This window comes from Microbacterium hanjuni (assembly GCF_043556395.1).
Lineage (GTDB): Bacteria > Actinomycetota > Actinomycetes > Actinomycetales > Microbacteriaceae > Microbacterium.
Map to the genome: position 1 here is coordinate 1028715 of NZ_JBIGIK010000001.1, position 18105 is coordinate 1046819.

The window sequence follows — 18105 nt, forward strand, 5'->3', positions numbered from 1 at the left end:
GTTCGGGATCAGCGCCGACGCGCGGTCGCGTCCTGCACCTCGCCGACGAGCTCCTCGATGATGTCCTCGAGGAACAGCACGGCGGTGGTGTCACCGGCGTCGTCGCGCACCTGAGCCAGGTGGCGTCCGCCTCGGCGCATCAGCGCGAGGGCATCCTCAAGGTCGGTCGATTCGAGCAGCGGCACCATGTGATGGATGCGCTTGGACGGGATCGGACGCGCGACGTCCGCCGCCGTCCCCTCCCCCTCGGCCGCGCGCAGAATGTCCTTCAGGTGCACGTATCCGACGGGCGCGCCCGCGGCATCCACGATCACGTACCGCGAGAAGCCGTGCTTGGCGACCGCGCGTTCGATCTCGTCGGGGGTCGTCCTCTCGGGGAGCGTGACGAGGTCGGCCAGCGGCACGGCCACGTCGCGCGCCTTCTTGTCGGTGAACTCCACCACGGCGCGCACCGTTCCCGCGGAGTCGTCGAGGACGCCCTCGCGGCGGGACTGGTTCACGATGGTCGCGACCTCGTCGAGGGTGAAGGTCGAGGCGGCCTCGTCCTTCGGCTCCACGCGGAACAGGCGCAGCACGTGGTTGGAGATCCAGTTCAACACCACGATGACGGGGTGGAAGATCTTCGAGATGCCCACGAGCGGCGGCGCCAGCATGAGAACCGCCCGGTCGGGAACCGAGAACGCGAGGTTCTTCGGCACCATCTCGCCGAACACGACGTGCAGGTACGAAACGAGCAGCAGCGCGACGACGAAGCCCGCGACGTCGACCATCGACTCGTCGAGGCCGGTCAGTTCGAGCGGCACCGCGAGCAGGTGGTGGATCGCCGGCTCGGACACGTTCAGGATCAGCAGCGAGCAGATCGTGATGCCCAGCTGACAGGTCGCCAGCATGACGGTGGCGTGCTCCATCGCGTACAGCGCGGTCTTGGCCGAACGCGATCCGCGGTCGGCGAGCGGTTCGATCTGCGAGCGGCGGGCCGAGATGACGGCGAACTCGGCACCGACGAAGAAGGCGTTGGCGGCCAACAGCACGACGAGCCAGGCGATTCCTGCCCAATCGTTCATCGCTGGTCACCCCCCTTCGCAGCGCGCACCAGGTCGTCGATGTTCTCCTCCACGGGGTTCGGGGTGAAGGTGACGCGGTCGATGCGTCGCCCGTCCATGCGCAGCACGCTCAGCGTGCCGTCGTCGGTGGGCACGGTGTCACCGATCACGGGGATGCGTTCGAGCCGGCTCATCATGTAGCCGCCGACGGTGTCGTAGACGTCGCCCTCCGGCACGCGCACGCCGGCGCGGTCGAGGGCCTCGTCGGGGCGCAGGTCGCCCGGGAAGTTGACCGACTCGGCGGTGCGCACCACGCCCGCTCGGGAGCGGTCGTGCTCGTCGAGCACCTCGCCGACGATCTCCTCGACGAGGTCTTCGAGCGTCACGATTCCGGCCGTGCCGCCGTATTCGTCCACGACGACCGCCATCTGGTAGCCACGAGCGCGCAGTTCGGCGATGAGCGCGTCGAGGTGCACCGTCTCGGGCACCCGTAGCGGCTCGGTGGCCAGCGCTGCGGCCGGCACCTCGCGGCGTCGGTCGCGGGGCACGCCGATGGCCGCCTTCAGGTGCACGATGCCGACGATGTCGTCCATCGAGTCCTCGTAGACGGGGAAACGGCTGTGGCCGGTGCGCCGCGCGAGCTGCACGACGTCGTCGGCGGAGTCCTCCACGGACAGGGCATGGATGCTGGGGCGCGGCGTCATGACGTCAGCGGCAGACAGACGCGCGAAGGTGAGACTGCGATCCAGGAGCGAAGCGGTGTCCTGCTCCAGCATCCCGGCGTTCGCCGATCGTCGGACGAGGCTCGACAGCTCCTCCGCGGTGCGGGCGCCGCTGAGTTCTTCCTTCGGTTCGATCCCCATCGCACGGAGGATGCCGTTGGCGCTGCCGTTGAGCACGGCGACGGCCGGGCGGAACACCATGGTGAACGCGGTTTGGAACGGCAGCACCAACTTCGCGGTCTGCCGGGGAATGGCGAGGGCGAAGTTCTTCGGCACCAGTTCGCCGAAGATCATCGAGATGACGGTCGCCACGGCGACACCGATGATCGCGGCGATCGGCGACACGACGCCCTCCGACCAGCCCCATCCCAGCAGCACGGGGCGCAGGAGGCTCGAGATCGCCGGCTCCATCGTGTAACCGGTGAGGAGCGTCGTGAGGGTGATGCCGAGCTGCGCGCTCGAGAGATGCGTCGAGGTGATGCGCAGCGCGGCGATCGTCAGCGCGAGGCGCGACTCACCGGCATCCTGACGCGCTTCCAGGTCGGCGCGGTCGAGGTTGACCAGCGCGAACTCGCTCGCGACGAAGAGGCCTGTTCCGACCGTGAGCAGAAGCCCCACGCCCAGCATGATGAACTCCATCACGCCTCACCCCCGCTCAGAGCGAAGGGGGGACAGTGGGGCGAGCGTCTACAAGGGGGAGGGTCGTCCATCGTCCGGCAAGTCTACAAGTCGGGCGTCGGCCCGGCCCCGGCCCACCGAGAATTCCTCGAGCGAAGAGCGCGTGGCGAAAACCCCGCCGGTCACCAGGAGACGGGGAGCGCCTTGCCCTCTTCGTACCCCGCCGCCGACTGCAGGCCGACGCGGGCGTACTCGTGGAACTCGGCCACGGTCGAAGCGCCGGCGTAGGTGAACGACGAGCGCACCCCCGCGGTGATCATGTCGAGCAGGTCCTCCAGACCCGGACGGAGCGGATCGAGGTAGATCCGCGACGAGGAGATCCCCTCGGCGAACAGCTCTTTGCGCGCGAGCTCGTAGGGATCCAAGCGCCCGAAGCGCTCGTGCACGGCCTTGGTCGACGCCATGCCCCACGACTCCTTGTACAACCGGCCGTCGGCGTCGGCGAGCAGTTCGCCCGGCGCCTCGATCGTGCCCGCGAACCAGGAACCGATCATGACGGATGCTGCTCCCGCCGCGAGCGCGAGAGCGACATCGCGCGGATACCGCACCCCGCCGTCCGCCCACACGTGCGCCCCGACGGCGCGGGCGGCCTCGGCGGTCTCGAGCACGGCCGAGAACTGCGGCCGCCCCACGGCGGTCATCATGCGGGTGGTGCACATCGCGCCCGGGCCGACCCCGACCTTGAGGATCGTCGCGCCCGCGTCGACGAGGTCGTCCACTCCGTCGGCGGTGACGATGTTGCCGGCAGCGATGGGCAGGCCGAGCCCGAGCGATGACACCGCGCGCAGCGCCGTCAGCATCCCCTCCTGGTGCCCGTGCGCGGTGTCGAGCACGAGCACGTCGACTCCGGCCGCCGCGAGCGCCTTCGCCTTCGCCGCGACATCGCCGTTGATCCCGATGGCGGCGGCGACGATGAGGCGCCCCGCGCCGTCGACGGCCGGGCGGTAGAGCGTGGTGCGCAGGGCGCTGCGCCGCGAGAGGGTGCCCACGACGTAGCCGTGCTGGATGACGCTCACCACCTCCGCGTCGGCTGCGGCGATCAGATCAAAAGCATGCCGGGCGGTCTCGACGTCGTCGGCGTCGATCGAGGGTGTGCGCCCGCGCACCAGATCGCCCAGACGGGCGTCGGGCAGCGCGGTCGCCAACCGGCTCGCCGGCACGATCCCCACGACCTGGTCGATGTGCACGCGCCCGGTGGGGTCCTCCGCCACCACGATGCCGTGGCCCTCCGTGGGCGGCAGCAGCCGGGCGGCATCGGCGACGGTGGCGTCCGGGGACAGGATGAGCGGGGTGTCCCACGCGACCGGCTGCGCCTTGACCTCGCGGATGGCGGCATCGAGGTCTTGCAGCGGCATGTCCTGCGGCAGCACGCCCAGGCCGCCGCGCCGGGCGAGGGTCGCGGCGAGCCGCGGGCCGGTGACGGAGTTCATGTTCGCCGAGACGATCGGGATGCGCGCGGCCGTGCCGTCTCCCGGCGACAGGTCGACGTCGAGACGACTCGTGACCGCCGAGCGCCGTGGCACGAGGAAGACGTCGGAATACGTCAGGTCGACCTCGGGCTGCTCTCCGTAGAACTCCATGTGTTCTACGGTACGTCGGCCGCGATGCGCGGGCACCGACGAGGGCGACGACCCGAGGACCGACGGACGATCTGCGTTAGGCTGGAAGAGCGGCATGCAGGCAGCAGCACAGTTCCGCGTGCCGCCCAGATCTTCATCGAGGAAAGCAGGCGATCGACCGTGTCGAGCCAGGTCTCAGGCGTCGGTACTTCGAACGAGGGCGAATTCGGCGCCAATGAGTGGCTGGTCGATGAGCTCTACGAAAAGTTCAAGTCCGATCGGAACTCCGTCGACAAGGCCTGGTGGCCGATTCTCGAGGCCTACCACCCCGTGGTCGACGGCTCGGCAGCTCCCGCGAACGGCGCAGCGCCGGCGACGAATGCAGCTCCCGCGGCCGCTCCGGCGAACGGCGCAGCTCCGTCCAACGGCGCAGCTCCCGCCGCTTCAGCCCCCGCGGCCGGAGCCCCCGAGAAGAACCCCGCGGAGCCGAAGCCGGTCACCGCTCCCATCCCCGTGATCGGCTCGCAGCCGATCGCCCGCACCACGGCGAAGCCTGCAAAGCCGCAGCCCATCCCCGCGCAGGCCCCGCAGGCCGAGCCCACCGCGACGCAGCAGCAGACCGAGGACGACGTCGTCACCCCGCTCCGCGGCATGCCGAAGGCCCTCGCGTCGAACATGGACGAGTCGCTCACCGTGCCCACGGCCACGAGCGTCCGCACCGTCCCCGCGAAGCTGATGATCGACAACCGCATCGTCATCAACAACCACATGGCGCGCACCCGCGGTGGCAAGGTCAGCTTCACCCACCTCATCGGGTGGGCCCTGGTCCAGGCGCTCAAGGAGTTCCCCAGCCAGAACGTCTTCTACGCCGAGGTCGACGGCAAGCCCTCGGTCGTGGCACCCGCGCACGTGAACCTCGGCATCGCGATCGACATCCCCAAGCCCGACGGCTCCCGCGCGCTGCTCGTTCCCAGCATCAAGCGCGCAGACACCCTGACGTTCAACGAGTTCCTCACCGCCTACGAAGACCTCGTGAAGCGGGCGCGGGCGAACAAGCTCACCGCGGCCGACTTCCAGGGCACCACGATCTCGCTGACCAACCCCGGCGGCATCGGCACCGTGCACTCGGTGCCGCGCCTCATGAAGGGGCAGGGATGCATCGTCGGCGCCGGCGCCCTCGAGTATCCCGCCGAGTACCAGGGCGCGAGCGACAAGACGCTCAACGAGCTCGCCATCGGCAAGACGATCACCCTCACCAGCACGTACGACCACCGCGTGATCCAGGGCGCAGGCTCCGGCGAGTTCCTGAAGAAGACCCACGAGCTGCTCATCGGCGAGCGCGAGTTCTACGACGACATCTTCGCCGCGCTGCGCATCCCCTACACGCCCATCCGGTGGGCCAAAGACATCAACGTCGACCTCTCCGAGCGCATCGACAAGGCAGCGCGCGTGCACGAGCTCATCAACGCGTACCGCGTCCGCGGGCACCTGATGGCCGACATCGACCCGCTCGAGTACGTGCAGCGCACGCACCCCGACCTCGAGATCGAATCGCACGGGCTGACCTTCTGGGACCTCGACCGCGAGTTCGTCACGGGCGGTTTCGGCGGCAAGCGGGTCATGAAGCTCCGCGACATCCTCGGAGTGCTGCGCGACTCGTACTGCCGCACGATCGGCATCGAGTACATGCACATCCAGAGCCCCGAGCAGCGGGTGTGGTTCCAGGACAAGGTCGAGGTCAAATACACCAAGCCCGGCCACGACGAGCAGCTGCGCATCCTGGCGAAGCTCAACGAGGCCGAGGCGTTCGAGACCTTCCTGCAGACCAAGTTCGTCGGCCAGAAGCGTTTCAGCCTCGAGGGCGGCGAGTCCCTCATCCCCCTGCTCGACGAGATCTTGCAGGGCGCGGCCGCAGCGCACCTCGAAGGCGCCGCGATCGGCATGGCCCACCGCGGCCGCCTCAACGTGCTGACCAATATCGCCGGCAAGACCTACGGTCAGGTGTTCCGCGAGTTCGAGGGGTCGGTCGCGACCGGCAGCTCCCGCGGTTCGGGCGACGTCAAGTACCACCTCGGCACGGAGGGCACCTTCACCGCCGACGGCGCCGAAGAGCTCCCGGTCTACCTCGCCGCGAATCCCTCGCACCTCGAGACCGTCGACGGTGTGCTCGAAGGCATCGTCCGCGCCAAGCAGGACCGGCGTCCGATCGGAACCTTCTCGTGGCTGCCGATCCTCGTGCACGGCGACGCGGCTTTCGCGGGTCAGGGCGTCGTGGTCGAGACCCTGCAGATGTCGCAGCTGCGCGGCTACCGCACAGGCGGAACCATCCACGTCGTGGTCAACAACCAGGTGGGTTTCACCACCACCCCGAACGACGCGCGCACCTCGGTGTACGCGACCGACGTGGCCAAGACCATCCAGGCCCCCGTCTTCCACGTGAACGGCGATGACCCCGAGGCTGTCGTGCGCGTCGCGCAGTTGGCCTTCGAGTACCGCGAGCAGTTCCACCGCGACGTCGTCGTCGACCTCGTCTGCTACCGCCGTCGCGGCCACAACGAGGGGGATGACCCTTCGATGACGCAGCCGCTCATGACGAACCTCATCGAGGCGAAGCGGTCGGTCCGGCGTCTGTACACCGAGTCGCTCATCGGCCGCGGTGACATCACGACCGAGCAGTACGAGCAGGCGAAGCAGGACTTCCAGGGCCGCCTCGAGGTGGCGTTCGCGGAGACGCACGCCGCCGAGACCGGCGCGACGCCGATCGTCACGCCCGAGGTCGCCAGCGAGCCCGTCGCGGGCGCCCCCGAGACCACCGGCGTGCCGCGCGAGATCGTGCAGTCCATCGGCGACGCCTTCGTCAACAAGCCCGACGGTTTCACGGTGCACACCAAGCTGCAGCAGCTGCTGGACAAGCGCCTGGACATGAGCCGCAACGGCAACATCGACTGGGGCTTCAGCGAGCTTCTCGCCTTCGGATCGCTGCTCCTGGAGGGCACCCCGGTGCGCCTCGCCGGTCAGGACTCCCGCCGCGGCACCTTCGTGCAGCGGCACTCGGTGCTGCACGATCGCGCGAACGGCCAGGAGTGGATCCCGCTGAGCAACCTCAGCGACAACCAGGGCAAGTTCTGGGTGTACGACTCGCTGCTCAGCGAGTACGCCGCGATGGCCTTCGAGTACGGCTACTCCGTCGAGCGCCCCGACGCGCTCGTGCTCTGGGAGGCGCAGTTCGGCGACTTCGGCAACGGCGCGCAGTCGGTCATCGACGAGTTCATCTCCTCGGCCGACCAGAAGTGGAATCAGCAGTCGAGCGTCGTGCTGCTGCTCCCCCACGGCTACGAGGGTCAAGGACCCGACCACTCCTCGGCACGCATCGAGCGCTACCTGCAGATGTGCGCGCAGGACAACATGATCGTCTCGCGGCCCTCCACGCCCGCCTCGTACTTCCACCTGCTGCGTCGTCAGGCGTACCAGCGGCCGCGGCGGCCCTTGATCGTCTTCACGCCGAAGGCCATGCTGCGCCTGCGCGGTGCGACCAGCCCCGTCGACGACTTCCTCACGGGCAAGTTCGAACCGGTGCTCGACGACGACCGTTCGATCGATCCGGCACAGGTCAAGCGCGTCCTGCTGCACGCCGGCAAGATCCACTGGGACCTCCGCGGCGAGCTGGAGAAGAACCCGCAGCCCGAGATCGCCCTCGTGCGTCTCGAGCAGTACTACCCGGCACCCATCGCCGAGCTGAACGCGGTGCTGGCGCGCTACCCGAACGCCGAACTGGTGTGGGTGCAGGACGAGCCCGAGAACCAGGGCGCGTGGCCGTTCATCGCTCTCGAGGTCGTCAAGCACCTGCCCGAGCGTACGATCCGCCGCATCTCCCGCGCGGCAGCGGCATCACCGGCAACCGGTTCGCCGAAGCGTCACGCGAGCGAGGCCGCCGAGATCCTCCGCCAGGCGACCACATTCTGACGCGTTGTGAGGGGGCGCCGCCCCCTCACAACGGCTGGGATCAGTGGGTGGGCTGCGCTCCGCCGCGCAACCGGGCGAGCACGATGTCGCGCAGTTCGCCGGGGGCGGTCTCCCGGCACGCCCGGGCGACGACTTCGGTCAGGGTGCGGGCGACGAGCGCCTCGGCCTGACATCCGGGGCATCCTTCGAGGTGCTCGGCGATCTCGCTGTGCGAGGTCGGGCAGACCTCGTGCCGCAGATATTCTTCGAGGTCGCGTCGTGCCTTGTCGCAGCCGCAGTCGCTCATTTCGTTACTCCCGACGCGGCGGTGATGCCGCGCTCCTTCGCATATTCGGCCAACAGTTCACGAAGCATCCGCCTGCCGCGATGCAGGCGACTCATGACTGTGCCGATAGGGGTTTTCATGATGTCGGCGATCTCCTGGTAGGCGAAGCCCTCGACGTCCGCGAGGTACACCGCCATCCGGAAATCCTCGGGAATCGACTGCAGGGCGTCTTTCACGACGGATGCGGGCATCCGGTCGATCGCCTCCGCCTCGGCCGAGCGCGTGCTCGATGCCGTGGTCGATTCCGCTCCCCCGAGTTGCCAGTCCTCGAGGTCGTCGATGGTGCCCTGGTAGGGCTCACGCTGCTTCTTGCGATACGTGTTGATGTAGGTGTTCGTGAGGATGCGGTACAGCCACGCCTTGAGGTTGGTGCCCTGCGTGAACGACTTCCACGAAGAGAAGGCCTTGACGAACGTCTCCTGAACGAGGTCGGCCGCGTCCGCGGGGTTGCGCGTCATGCGCATCGCCGCGGCATAGAGCTGGTCCATGAAGGGGAGCGCCTGCTCCTCGAACTGCCCGCTCGCGTCGGTCGGACCCTCAGACCTGTCGTTCATCACCCGCCAGTCTACGTCCGCGCCGCGGGCATCCATCAGCCCAACGGCGTCGCGCTCCAGTATCGTGACCATCCCACTCCTCTGCCCTTCAGTAGGGTAGAAACCGATGACAGCCGACGGCTATTCCCCGCCCGCCTCGCCAGATCCTTCTCCGCGAGGCGAATGGGCCGCGCCCGTCGCCGATGGCCCCGTCCGCGCCTCCGTCGTCGTGCCGGGTTCGAAGTCGCTCACGAACCGGGAACTGATCCTCGCCGCCCTCGCCGATGGACCGGGGATGTTGCATTCCCCGCTCCATTCCGAAGACTCGGCGCGCATGGTCGAAGCCTTGACCACCCTCGGTGTGGACATCGCCCCCGTGCCGGGATCGTCCCCCTCGGAACCCGACCTCGCGGTGACCCCGATCCATCCCCTCCGCGGCAACGTCGAGGTGGATTGCGGGCAGGCCGGCACCGTCATGCGGTTCGTCGCCGGACTCGCGGGTCTCGCGCGCGGCGACGTCACCCTGACCGCCCACGCCAGCGCGCTGCACCGCCCTATGGGCGCCATGATCCGCACGCTCCGCGAGGTCGGGGTCGACATCGACGACGGTGGCAGCTGGGCCCTCCCCTTCGCGGTACGCGGGCGCGGGCACGTGCGCGGCGGCGAAGTGGAGATCGACGCGAGTTCCTCCAGCCAGTTCGTGTCCGGGCTGCTGCTGGCCGCTCCGCGCTTCGACGTCGGGTTGCACCTGCGCCACATCGGGGCAAGGCTCCCCAGCCAGCCGCACATCGACATGACCGTCGAGGCGCTCGGGCATCGCGGCATCCACGTCGAACGGCCGCAGCCCGGGGAATGGATCGTTCCGGCCGGTCCCATCCGGGCGAAGGACGTGACGATCGAGCCCGACCTCTCCAACGCCGCTCCGTTCCTGGCCGCCGCGATGGTGGCCGGGGGCGCCGTCACGATCACCGGGTGGCCGCTGCACTCGACGCAGCCCGGCGCCTTGCTCACCGACATCCTCACCGAGATGGGGGCACGCTCCAGCCGGCGCGCGGGCAACCTCACCGTGACCGCGGGAGAACGCATCGCGGGCATCGACCTCGACCTGTCGGCTGCGGGAGAACTCGCCCCCACGCTGTTCGGTCTCGCCGCGTTCGCCGACGGTCCCACCACCCTCTACGGCATCGGCCACATCCGCGGGCACGAGACCGACCGCATCGCCGCCCTCGTCGGCAACCTGCGCGCGCTCGGTGGCGAGGCCGAGGAGCTGGCGGACGGCGTGCGCATCGTGCCTCGACCGCTGAAGGGCGGCGTCTGGAAAGCACATCACGACCACCGTCTCGCCACGACCGGAGCGATCATCGGGCTGCGCGTGCCGGGCGTCGTGGTCGATGACATCGGCACCACCGCCAAGACGATGCCGCGCTTCGCCGACATGTGGCAGGCGATGCTCGACGGCTCCGCCGTGAGCACGCCGCGATGAGCGGACGAGGGCTCGCATGAGCTGGATCGACGACACGGACGACGAGGACGACGAGTTCGACGAAGCCGACATCCGGATGCGGCCGAACCCCAAGGCCAACCGGCCGCGCACGAAGCGGCGCCCCGCGCACGCCGACGCCACGATCGCGCGGGTGCTCGGCGTCGATCGCGGCCGTTACACCGTGCTGGTCGACGAGGGCACCGACGAGGAACGCCGGGTGCTCGTCACCCGCGCGCGCGAGCTGCGCCGGCAGCAGATCGTCACGGGCGATCGTGCCCGCGTGGTCGGCGACACCTCGGGCGACGACGGCACCCTCGGGCGCATCGTCGGCATCGAGGAACGCTCCTCGCTGCTGCGCCGCAGCGCCGACGACACCGATCAGGTCGAGCGCGTCATCGTGGCCAACGCCGACCAGATGCTCATCGTCGTCGCCGCGGCCGACCCCGAGCCCCGCGAGCGGCTCGTCGACCGTTACCTGGTGGCCGCGCTCGACGCGGGCGTCCGGCCGCTGCTCGTGGTCACCAAGACCGATCTCGCCGACCCCGCCAAATTCCTGTCCCACTTCGACGGCCTCGACCTCGAGGTGTTCACGAGCGCGCAGGACGAGATGCCGCTCGAGCGGATCGGCGCGGCCCTCGTCGGGCACTCGACGGTGTTCGTCGGGCACTCGGGGGTCGGGAAATCGACCCTGGTCAACGCCCTCACGGGATCGGAGCGGGCGACCGGTCACGTGAACGAGGTGACCGGTCGCGGCCGGCACACCTCCTCCTCCACCGTGTCGCTGCGCTACCGGGGCGAGACCGGCACCGGCTGGGTCATCGACACCCCCGGGGTGCGCTCGTTCGGACTCGGCCACATCGACCGCGCGAACATCCTGGGCGCTTTCACCGAACTCGCGCTGGTGGCCGAGAACTGCCCGCGCGGCTGCACGCACCTCCCCGACGCGCCCGACTGCGCGATCATCGAGGCCGTGGCCGAGGGCCGCCTGGGCCCGGAGGGGCCGGCTCGCCTGGATTCGCTCCAGCGCCTGCTCACGACGTTCGGCGGATCGTAGGCTGAGAGGGTGACCACTCTCGAACCCGGTTCCCCCGCCCCCGACTTCACGTTGCTCGACCAGGACGGGAAGCCCGTTTCGCTGCACGACTTCCGCGGCGAGCGCGTGATCGCGTACTTCTACCCCGCCGCGATGACGCCGGGCTGCACCACGCAGGCCTGCGACTTCCGCGACAGCCTCTCCTCCCTCCAGGGCGCGGGCTACACGGTGCTCGGCATCTCGCGGGACGCACCCGACAAGCTGCGCGAGTTCCGCGAGCACGACGGCATCACCTTCCCCCTCCTGAGCGATCCCGACCACGCCGTCCACGACGCCTACGGAGCGTGGGGCGAGAAGCAGAACTACGGCAAGACGATCACCGGTGTCCTGCGCTCCACGTTCGTGCTCTCCGAGGACGGCACCGTGCGCGAGGCCCTGTACAACGTCAAGGCGACGGGGCACGTCGCGCGCCTGCGCAAGACCCTCGGTCTCGACGCGGCCTGACCCACCGGCGTCCGCGCTCCCCCGGGGTCAGGATGCTTCGCCGTCGGGCCCGTCGGCACGGGGCGCGGCGTCGCGCACGGCGAGCACGAGGAGGACGCCGCCGATCACTCCGGGGAGCGCGATCGCGCCGGCCACGAGCGGGTCGGCGCCCACCCCGGTGAGGGCGCCGAGCGCGATGGCGAGGATCAGCACCTGGATGACGATCCCCCCGGAACGCCCCCACGAGACGTCCCGCACGGTGGCCGCCCCGAAGGCGAACAGCGCGGCCGCCGCGAGCAGGGTCATCACGATCAGCGCCCACGCCGTCGCGGGATCCGTCGTATCACCGCTTACGACAGCGCTGAGCTGGAAGGCGACCAGGGCCAGCAGACCGACCGCCTCGAGTCCGAGAACGAGCGCTGCCAGGGCGCGAACGAGCATGTCGAATCCTCTCGATGAATCCGGAGGAAGTGGTAACTCCCTGGAAACCTGCTGGTCACCTCTTGATCGACCGGGGGGCCTGTGGGACCATGGGTCAAGCCGTGTGCTCCCACAGCGACGTGGGGCGAGCCGTAGCTCGCATCTCCCACAAGGGTAACGGATACCCGATTCCGGGCCCTGAACCCCACCCGTACGTCTAGGAGCACCACTATGGATTGGCGCGACAAAGCAGCCTGCCTCACCGTCGACCCCGAATTGTTCTTCCCCGTGGGGAACACCGGGCCCGCCGTCGACCAGATCGAGAAGGCGAAGTCCGTCTGCGCCCGGTGCACCGTCACCGAGATCTGCCTGCAGTACGCCCTCGAGTCCGGTCAGGACTCCGGAGTCTGGGGCGGACTGAGCGAAGACGAGCGCCGCGCCCTGAAGCGTCGCGCCGCCCGCGCCCGCCGCGCTTCCTGACCCGGGCGCTGCCGCGGCAGCATCCGCTCTCTCAGCCCGCGACCCGCTCCAGGTGACGCAGCGGTATCTCGATCGTCACTTCGGTGCCGCTGCCGACCAGCGTGTGCCAGTCGATCGTGCCGCCGAGTTCGCCCTGGATGAGGGTGCGCACGATCTGCGTACCCAGCCCGCGTCCGACCTGACCCTCGGGGAGGCCGACCCCTGAGTCGCGTACCCGCACTTCCAGGTTCTCCTCGGTGCGGCCCGCCTGGATCTCGACGTCGCCCTCCTGGCCCGCGAGCCCGTGTTCGACGGCGTTCGTGACCAGTTCGGTCAGGGCGAGGGCGAGGGGCGTGGCGTACTCGCTGGGAAGCGTGCCGAACTGCCCGGTCGAACGGGTACGGGCACGCGTGTTGGGCGCTGCGGCGACCTCGGCGACGAGCTTGAGCACCCGCGCGAAGACGGTGTCGAAATCGACGGTCTGGGTGAGGCCCTCTGACAGGGTGTCGTGCACGACGGCGATCGCCGACACGCGGCGCATCGCCTGCGTGAGCGCGTCGCGGGCCTCATCGGAGTGCGTCCGCCGCGCCTGGATGCGCAGGAGCGACGCCACGGTCTGGAGGTTGTTCTTCACCCGGTGGTGGATCTCGCGGATCGTCGCGTCCTTGGTGATGAGCTCCTGCTCCTGGTGGCGGATCTCGGTCACATCGCGGCAGAGCACGATCGCCCCGATCCGCACGCCGCGGTCGCGAAGCGGGATCGCGCGCAGCGACACCTGCACGCCCCGGGCCTCGATGTCGGCGCGCCACGGGGCACGCCCGGTCACCACGACGGGGAGGGATTCGTCCACCTGACGGCTGGCGGGGAGGATGCGCGTCGTGACCGCCAAGAGGGATTCGCCCTCGAGCTCGTCGTCGAAGCCCATCCGGTTGAAGGCGGAGAGCGCGTTGGGGCTCGCGAAGGTCGTCATCCCGTCGACATCCAACCGGATGAGACCGTCGGATGCTCGGGGGGCACCGCGACGAGGACTCGTGGGCGCGGCGAGATCGGGGAACTCCCCTGTCGCGATCATGCCGAACAGGTCGTCGGCGCAATCGTTGAAGGTGATCTGCTGGCGGGAGGGCGTGCGCGCCTCGCCGAGGTTCGTGTGCCGGGTCAGAACTCCGAGGGTCACGGCCGGTTCCCCCGCGCGGGTGAGCTGGCGCACGATGGGCACCGCCCGCACCCGCGTGGGCGTCTCCTCGAACCAGTCGGGGGAAGCGGAGTCGACGATGGCGCCGCTGTCGAAAGCCTCGCGCACCTGGGTGCGCCATTGCGGCCGCACTCCGTCGCCCACGATGTCGCGGTAGAAGAGGGTGGCCGCTCCCCCGGGCCGCGTGTGCGCGACCGCGACGAACGAGTCGTCGGGGGTCGGCACCCAGATCACGATGTCGGCGATCGCGAGGTCGGCGAGCAGCTGACCGTCTCCGGCGAGACGGTGCAACCACTCCACGTCCGATTCGCTGAACCGTCCTTGGGCGAGCACGAGGTCGCTGAGCGTTGTCACCCCTCTAGCGTACGGCGGCGCGACTCAGGCGCTGCGCGGCAGGCGCCGCCGCACCACCCGGGAGCGCCGCGACGCCGGTGCCGCCACCGGATGCGGTGCGGGCGCCACCGCCTCGCCGACCAGGCGCCGCACCCCGGTGGCGAGAGGCGAGCGGGGCGCCGTCTCGCCCACCGGGCGGGCGGCGAGGATCGCGGCGTCGGCAGAGCGGGGATCGAGGGGCACGAACCAGACGTCCTCGATTCCCGCGTACCGCTCGAGGGTGCGGCGCACCTGCCCGCGGGCGTCGACGCCGAGCGTGCCCGGGCGAAGGCGATTGGCGACCACCACGACCCGGGTGGCGCCCACCACGGCCCGCAGCTCCGTGTACGCCCTCAGGAAGCGAGCCACCCCGACCGGGTCGGCCGAGAGCACCGCGATCACGGTGTCGGCGGCGGCGAGGCTCGCCAGCGTCGCCGCGTTGCGCCGCGGCCCGTCCAGGTCACTGACGATCTCCTCATCGGCCTCGAGAGAGGCGGCGACATCGACCACGACGTGATCGACCCACGGGCGGCAGGCCGCCAGTGCCGCTGTCACCCGGGTGGCGCTGAGTTCCGGCCACCGACTCGGCCGGTTGATGCCGACGAGCAGGTCGATCCTTCCCCCGCTGACGTGCACGGGCGTACTGATGCGCTCGAGCTCGCCGGGGTCGAGTCCGCCGATCTCGGCCTGACGGCACGCGGCCGCGAATCCCGGACCTTCGTCGGCGACGCCGAGGGTGAGCGCGATCGAGGGAGCATGCGCATCGGCGTCGACGAGGGCGACCGAGCGACCTCCCCGACTGAGTTCGGCCGCGACCTCGATGGCGACGGTCGAGCGGCCGGGCGATCCGTGCGCCCCCCAGACCGCGATCACGGCTCCCGCAGCAGCATCCCGCCGCCGCTCGCCGGGTGCGGCCAGAGCCGCCGGGGCGGCCAGCGCGTCGGCCAGCACCCACCCCTCCACGTCGACCGGCAACGAGGCGGCGAGTCCCCGGGCGTCCGCGACCCGGCGCCCGGCTTCGTCGTCGCACAATGCGGCGATCCGCGTGCCGTGCGCATCGCACGCGGCCACGAGTTCTCGCGTGAGCGACGTGCGGGTGACGTGCAGCACGAGCACATCGGTGTCTTCGAGCCCGATCGCGTCGGGTGCCTCCGCCGGGGATTCCGCACCGACGACAGCGGCGACGTGCACGCCCTCCTGCGCCAGTTCTTCCGCCAGGCGCGCGCCGCGCGGGGCATCGACGGCGACGACGATGCGCATCATCCCGCCGGCCCCACGACCGGCACCACTGACAGGACCGATCCGTCGGCGAGCGCGGACAGGGTCGATGCGACCTCGGAGCGCGGGATCACGACTTCGAGGGTGGCCTGCGCTCCGCCGATCATCGCGTCGTCGCGGGTGACGGCGGCGACCGTCGCGTCGGCGACGAGGATGCGGGGAACGTCGAAGCTCTCCCGATCCACCGGCGGAGCGTGCCAGACCTCCACCGTGGTGCCCGCGGTGATGCCGGCCGGCACATCGGCTGCGGTACGGATCACGACACTCGTGGTGCGCGCCTCGCTCGCCGCCCCGACCGCGTCGGCCGGGAGCAGCTCGCCCTGCGCGACCGTGCGCGTCGCCACCCATCCCTCGCCCGCCGCCGCCGCCGGGGAGAGGTACGCGGCGCTCACCGTGCCGAGGGCCACATCGACGATGCGGAGATCATCGGCCGCGATCGCCTCGCCGGGCAGCAACGTGTGGGCGGCGGCGTACACGGGTGTCGTCTGCCGCGCCGACGCGACGACCAGCCACACGCCGCCGACGGACAGCGCGATCAGCAGGACCCCGATGAGGAAGCGGGCGTCGCCCCAGAAGCTCCGCGACCGCGGACGGGCGATGTTGATGGCCGTCATGGCCCCCATCGTGCCGCGATCGAACAGAACGCGTCCGGTTTTATCCACAGCGGCGTGGGACACGGAGCCCGCGCTCTCTCCGCCATTCATAATGGGCTTATGCCCGAAGTCCCCCCGTCCGGCATGCGTCTGCTCGCGCCGTCCCAGGTCGCCGAGCTGCTCGACGTGTCTGTCGAGGATGTCCTCGCCCTCGTGCACGACGGCCGGCTACGCGGTTATCGCGTCGGCACGCCGGCGCGGTGGCGCATCGAAGAGGACAGTGTCGGCGGCTACCTCGACGATCAGGCCGAAGAGGCGAGGCGGATGGCCCTGTGGCGCCAGTCCAATGCGGCGAGCTTCCCCGAGCTGTGGGGCAGCGGGCAGATCCGCAACCCCGACTGATCAGGGCACGACCGGGGCGTCGACGTCGATCCAGGCGATCGCGGCGAACGGCACGAGGTGGAACGCTGTGACATCCGTGCGCCGGCGCGGCGCTCCCGGGTCGTGGAGGGCGAGATCGAGATGATCCGCGCCCGCGCGGTCGATCGTGCCCGTCAGCACCCTTCCCCCCGTCAGGTGCACCGCGACTCCCGCCCGCCGGCGCACCAGGTCGCGGACGGCGAAGCCGAACCCGGCCCGCCGCGACACCGGCGCCTTCCGCGGCGGCTCGGCCGGTCGCGCGGTGCGCAGCAGCTCGGCGTGCGGCATGCGCACCGCGCTCACCGAGGAGAGCGGAACCAGCGCCGCTCCGCTGCGCGTGCGCCACGGTGAGGCGAGCAGCCAATCGGCCCCGAGGGCGCAGAGCGGGGCCGTGACGACCGTGCCGTCCACCAGTTCCAGCGCCGGCGCGGTCTCCGCACCGACCAGCGCCGCCATCCGCTCGTGCAGGGTCAGCTTCGACAGGCGCAGCCGTTCGGCCTCGGTTTCGAGCGCGACGCGCTCGGCCTCCCACTCCGATTCGAGCTGGTCCTCGATGTCTTCGAAGAATCGGTCCCACCGCATAGGGCCGAAGTTACTGCAGGAAAGGGGCCGGTCGGAAAGGTTATCCACATCTCGGGCCCACCCTGTCGCAGTGCTCTGCCGTGTGCTTCACTGGGCGTGCGACATCCCCCCTGTCCGTACGACACACACTTTGTCGAGATAGGCACAAGATGGCACCCAGTTCGGCGGGCGAAGCCCGCATCTACCCCGCCGCAGGGCGGGCCGCGGAGATGGACGAGTACTTCGCTCCGCAGCACACCCCCAGTCACGATCTGCCGGCCGCAGCACCGTTGCTGCGCAACCTGACCGTGGGGGTGCTCGAAGTGCTGGCCGGCGTGCGCGAGATCGAACAGCTCGCGCGCTGGCTCACCGAGGATGCCTACCGCAGCCTGGTGACCCGGGCGAGCCTGGCGACGCGAGCGCGCACCGCGCGCGGTGTTCCGGCCGCGCGTCCGGCTCATCGCATCCTGTCGGTGCGTGAATGCGTACCGGCCGACGGCGTCGTCGAAGCGGTCGTGATCGTCACCGGACCCGCGAGGACGCGGGCGATCGCGATCCGTCTCGAGGGCATGGACCGTCGCTGGCGGGCGACGTCGCTCGCCCTGCTCTGATCAGCGCCGGTTGATCAGCTCTCGTTCATCAGCCCTCGTCGATGAGTTCGAGCAGGCTCTTGAAGGCCGCCTCCACCTCGGTGTGGTGGTACTGCCCGGCTCGGCTCTCCCCCGCGATGACGCCCGAGCGGTGCACCTCGCTGAAGTCGCCGAACGGGAACGAGTAGGCCTTCTTCGTCTCGGGGTTCTCGGAGGAATCGACCCCGAGGTGCCACCTGGCGTACTCCGACCAGCCGTCCCGTTCGATGACCTCGTTCTCCTGCTGGGTGGTGGGCGCCACTTCCGACCAATCACGCTGGTCGCGCACGACCTTGCCACGGCGGATCAGGTCACGGGCGTAGCTCAACGCGGGTTCGTTCACTTCGATTGCCATGCCG

The 18105-nt window shown here is 70.0% G+C and carries 18 protein-coding genes; 7 read left to right on the top strand and 11 right to left on the bottom strand.

Translation table 11 applies throughout. The features are described from left to right. Positions 1–8: 8 nt before the first annotated feature. From ACFXP5_RS05240 to guaB1, 3 genes are all read right to left on the bottom strand, one after another. Positions 9–1064 (bottom strand): hemolysin family protein, encoded by a 1056-nt coding sequence (locus tag ACFXP5_RS05240; protein WP_394527457.1) that lies wholly within the window; start codon positions 1062–1064, stop codon positions 9–11. Continuing rightward, positions 1061–2404 carry a hemolysin family protein gene (locus ACFXP5_RS05245; protein ID WP_394527588.1) on the bottom strand — a complete coding sequence of 448 codons (1344 nt, stop codon included), beginning with the start codon at positions 2402–2404 and terminating at the stop codon, positions 1061–1063. Before ACFXP5_RS05245 ends, ACFXP5_RS05240 begins: the two co-directional genes overlap by 4 nt. 161 nt (positions 2405–2565) lie before the next feature. Beyond that, positions 2566–4023: a GMP reductase gene (guaB1, locus tag ACFXP5_RS05250; protein ID WP_394543784.1), complete on the bottom strand. Its 1458-nt coding sequence runs from the start codon at positions 4021–4023 to the stop codon at positions 2566–2568. A 159-nt stretch (positions 4024–4182) separates the two neighbouring features. On the opposite strand from guaB1, the gene ACFXP5_RS05255 reads away from it, so the two are divergent. Then, the gene (locus ACFXP5_RS05255) at positions 4183–7965 is read left to right on the top strand and encodes a multifunctional oxoglutarate decarboxylase/oxoglutarate dehydrogenase thiamine pyrophosphate-binding subunit/dihydrolipoyllysine-residue succinyltransferase subunit (protein ID WP_394527460.1); all 3783 of its coding nucleotides are present in this window, start codon (positions 4183–4185) and stop codon (positions 7963–7965) included. A 40-nt stretch (positions 7966–8005) separates the two neighbouring features. On the opposite strand, the gene ACFXP5_RS05260 is transcribed toward ACFXP5_RS05255, so the two are convergent. Beyond that, positions 8006–8251, bottom strand: coding sequence for a zf-HC2 domain-containing protein (locus tag ACFXP5_RS05260; RefSeq protein WP_394527462.1), 246 nt, complete (start codon positions 8249–8251; stop codon positions 8006–8008). Continuing rightward, positions 8248–8916, bottom strand: coding sequence for a sigma-70 family RNA polymerase sigma factor (locus ACFXP5_RS05265; protein ID WP_394527463.1), 669 nt, complete (start codon positions 8914–8916; stop codon positions 8248–8250). Before ACFXP5_RS05265 ends, ACFXP5_RS05260 begins: the two co-directional genes overlap by 4 nt. A 34-nt stretch (positions 8917–8950) precedes the next feature. Here ACFXP5_RS05265 and aroA point away from each other — a divergent pair, with 34 nt between their 5' ends. The 3 genes from aroA to bcp are packed head-to-tail and all read left to right on the top strand — an operon-like array spanning position 8951 to position 11843. Then, entirely contained in the window at positions 8951–10306 is a 1356-nt protein-coding gene (gene aroA / locus ACFXP5_RS05270; RefSeq protein WP_394527464.1) for a 3-phosphoshikimate 1-carboxyvinyltransferase, read from the top strand. Between the two features lie 16 nt (positions 10307–10322). Continuing rightward, complete coding sequence (rsgA, locus tag ACFXP5_RS05275) at positions 10323–11360, top strand: ribosome small subunit-dependent GTPase A (protein ID WP_394543785.1); 1038 nt, start codon at positions 10323–10325, stop codon at positions 11358–11360. A gap of 9 nt (positions 11361–11369) precedes the next feature. Then, positions 11370–11843 carry a thioredoxin-dependent thiol peroxidase gene (gene bcp, locus ACFXP5_RS05280; protein WP_394543786.1) on the top strand — a complete coding sequence of 158 codons (474 nt, stop codon included), beginning with the start codon at positions 11370–11372 and terminating at the stop codon, positions 11841–11843. A 27-nt stretch (positions 11844–11870) separates the two neighbouring features. On the opposite strand, the gene ACFXP5_RS05285 is transcribed toward bcp, so the two are convergent. Then, entirely contained in the window at positions 11871–12263 is a 393-nt protein-coding gene (locus ACFXP5_RS05285) for a histidine kinase (RefSeq protein ID WP_394543787.1), read from the bottom strand. 210 nt (positions 12264–12473) lie between these two features. Here ACFXP5_RS05285 and ACFXP5_RS05290 point away from each other — a divergent pair, with 210 nt between their 5' ends. After that, entirely contained in the window at positions 12474–12722 is a 249-nt protein-coding gene (locus ACFXP5_RS05290) for a WhiB family transcriptional regulator (RefSeq protein WP_019182239.1), read from the top strand. Positions 12723–12753: 31 nt separating this feature from the next. Here ACFXP5_RS05290 and ACFXP5_RS05295 read toward each other — a convergent pair whose 3' ends face one another. The 3 genes from ACFXP5_RS05295 to ACFXP5_RS05305 are packed head-to-tail and all read right to left on the bottom strand — an operon-like array spanning position 12754 to position 16157. Continuing rightward, a complete protein-coding gene (locus ACFXP5_RS05295) occupies positions 12754–14247 on the bottom strand; it encodes a sensor histidine kinase (protein WP_394527472.1) in 1494 nt (497 codons plus the stop codon). Positions 14248–14271: 24 nt separating this feature from the next. Beyond that, a complete protein-coding gene (locus ACFXP5_RS05300) occupies positions 14272–15528 on the bottom strand; it encodes a CpaE/TadZ family protein (RefSeq protein ID WP_394543788.1) in 1257 nt (418 codons plus the stop codon). After that, entirely contained in the window at positions 15525–16157 is a 633-nt protein-coding gene (locus tag ACFXP5_RS05305) for an SAF domain-containing protein (RefSeq protein WP_394543789.1), read from the bottom strand. The genes ACFXP5_RS05300 and ACFXP5_RS05305 overlap by 4 nt, the downstream gene beginning before the upstream one ends. 99 nt (positions 16158–16256) lie before the next feature. On the opposite strand from ACFXP5_RS05305, the gene ACFXP5_RS05310 reads away from it, so the two are divergent. Continuing rightward, on the top strand, positions 16257–16538 hold the full coding sequence (locus ACFXP5_RS05310; protein ID WP_394527476.1) for an excisionase family DNA-binding protein: 282 nt from the start codon (positions 16257–16259) through the stop codon (positions 16536–16538). Here ACFXP5_RS05310 and ACFXP5_RS05315 read toward each other — a convergent pair whose 3' ends face one another. Continuing rightward, entirely contained in the window at positions 16539–17138 is a 600-nt protein-coding gene (locus tag ACFXP5_RS05315; RefSeq protein WP_394543790.1) for a hypothetical protein, read from the bottom strand. A 149-nt stretch (positions 17139–17287) separates the two neighbouring features. Here ACFXP5_RS05315 and ACFXP5_RS05320 point away from each other — a divergent pair, with 149 nt between their 5' ends. Continuing rightward, positions 17288–17728, top strand: a complete 441-nt coding sequence (locus ACFXP5_RS05320; protein WP_394543791.1) for an Rv3235 family protein — start codon at positions 17288–17290, stop codon at positions 17726–17728. 28 nt (positions 17729–17756) lie between these two features. On the opposite strand, the gene ACFXP5_RS05325 is transcribed toward ACFXP5_RS05320, so the two are convergent. After that, positions 17757–18101 carry a hypothetical protein gene (locus tag ACFXP5_RS05325; RefSeq protein ID WP_394543793.1) on the bottom strand — a complete coding sequence of 115 codons (345 nt, stop codon included), beginning with the start codon at positions 18099–18101 and terminating at the stop codon, positions 17757–17759. Between the last annotated feature and the right edge of the window lie 4 nt (positions 18102–18105).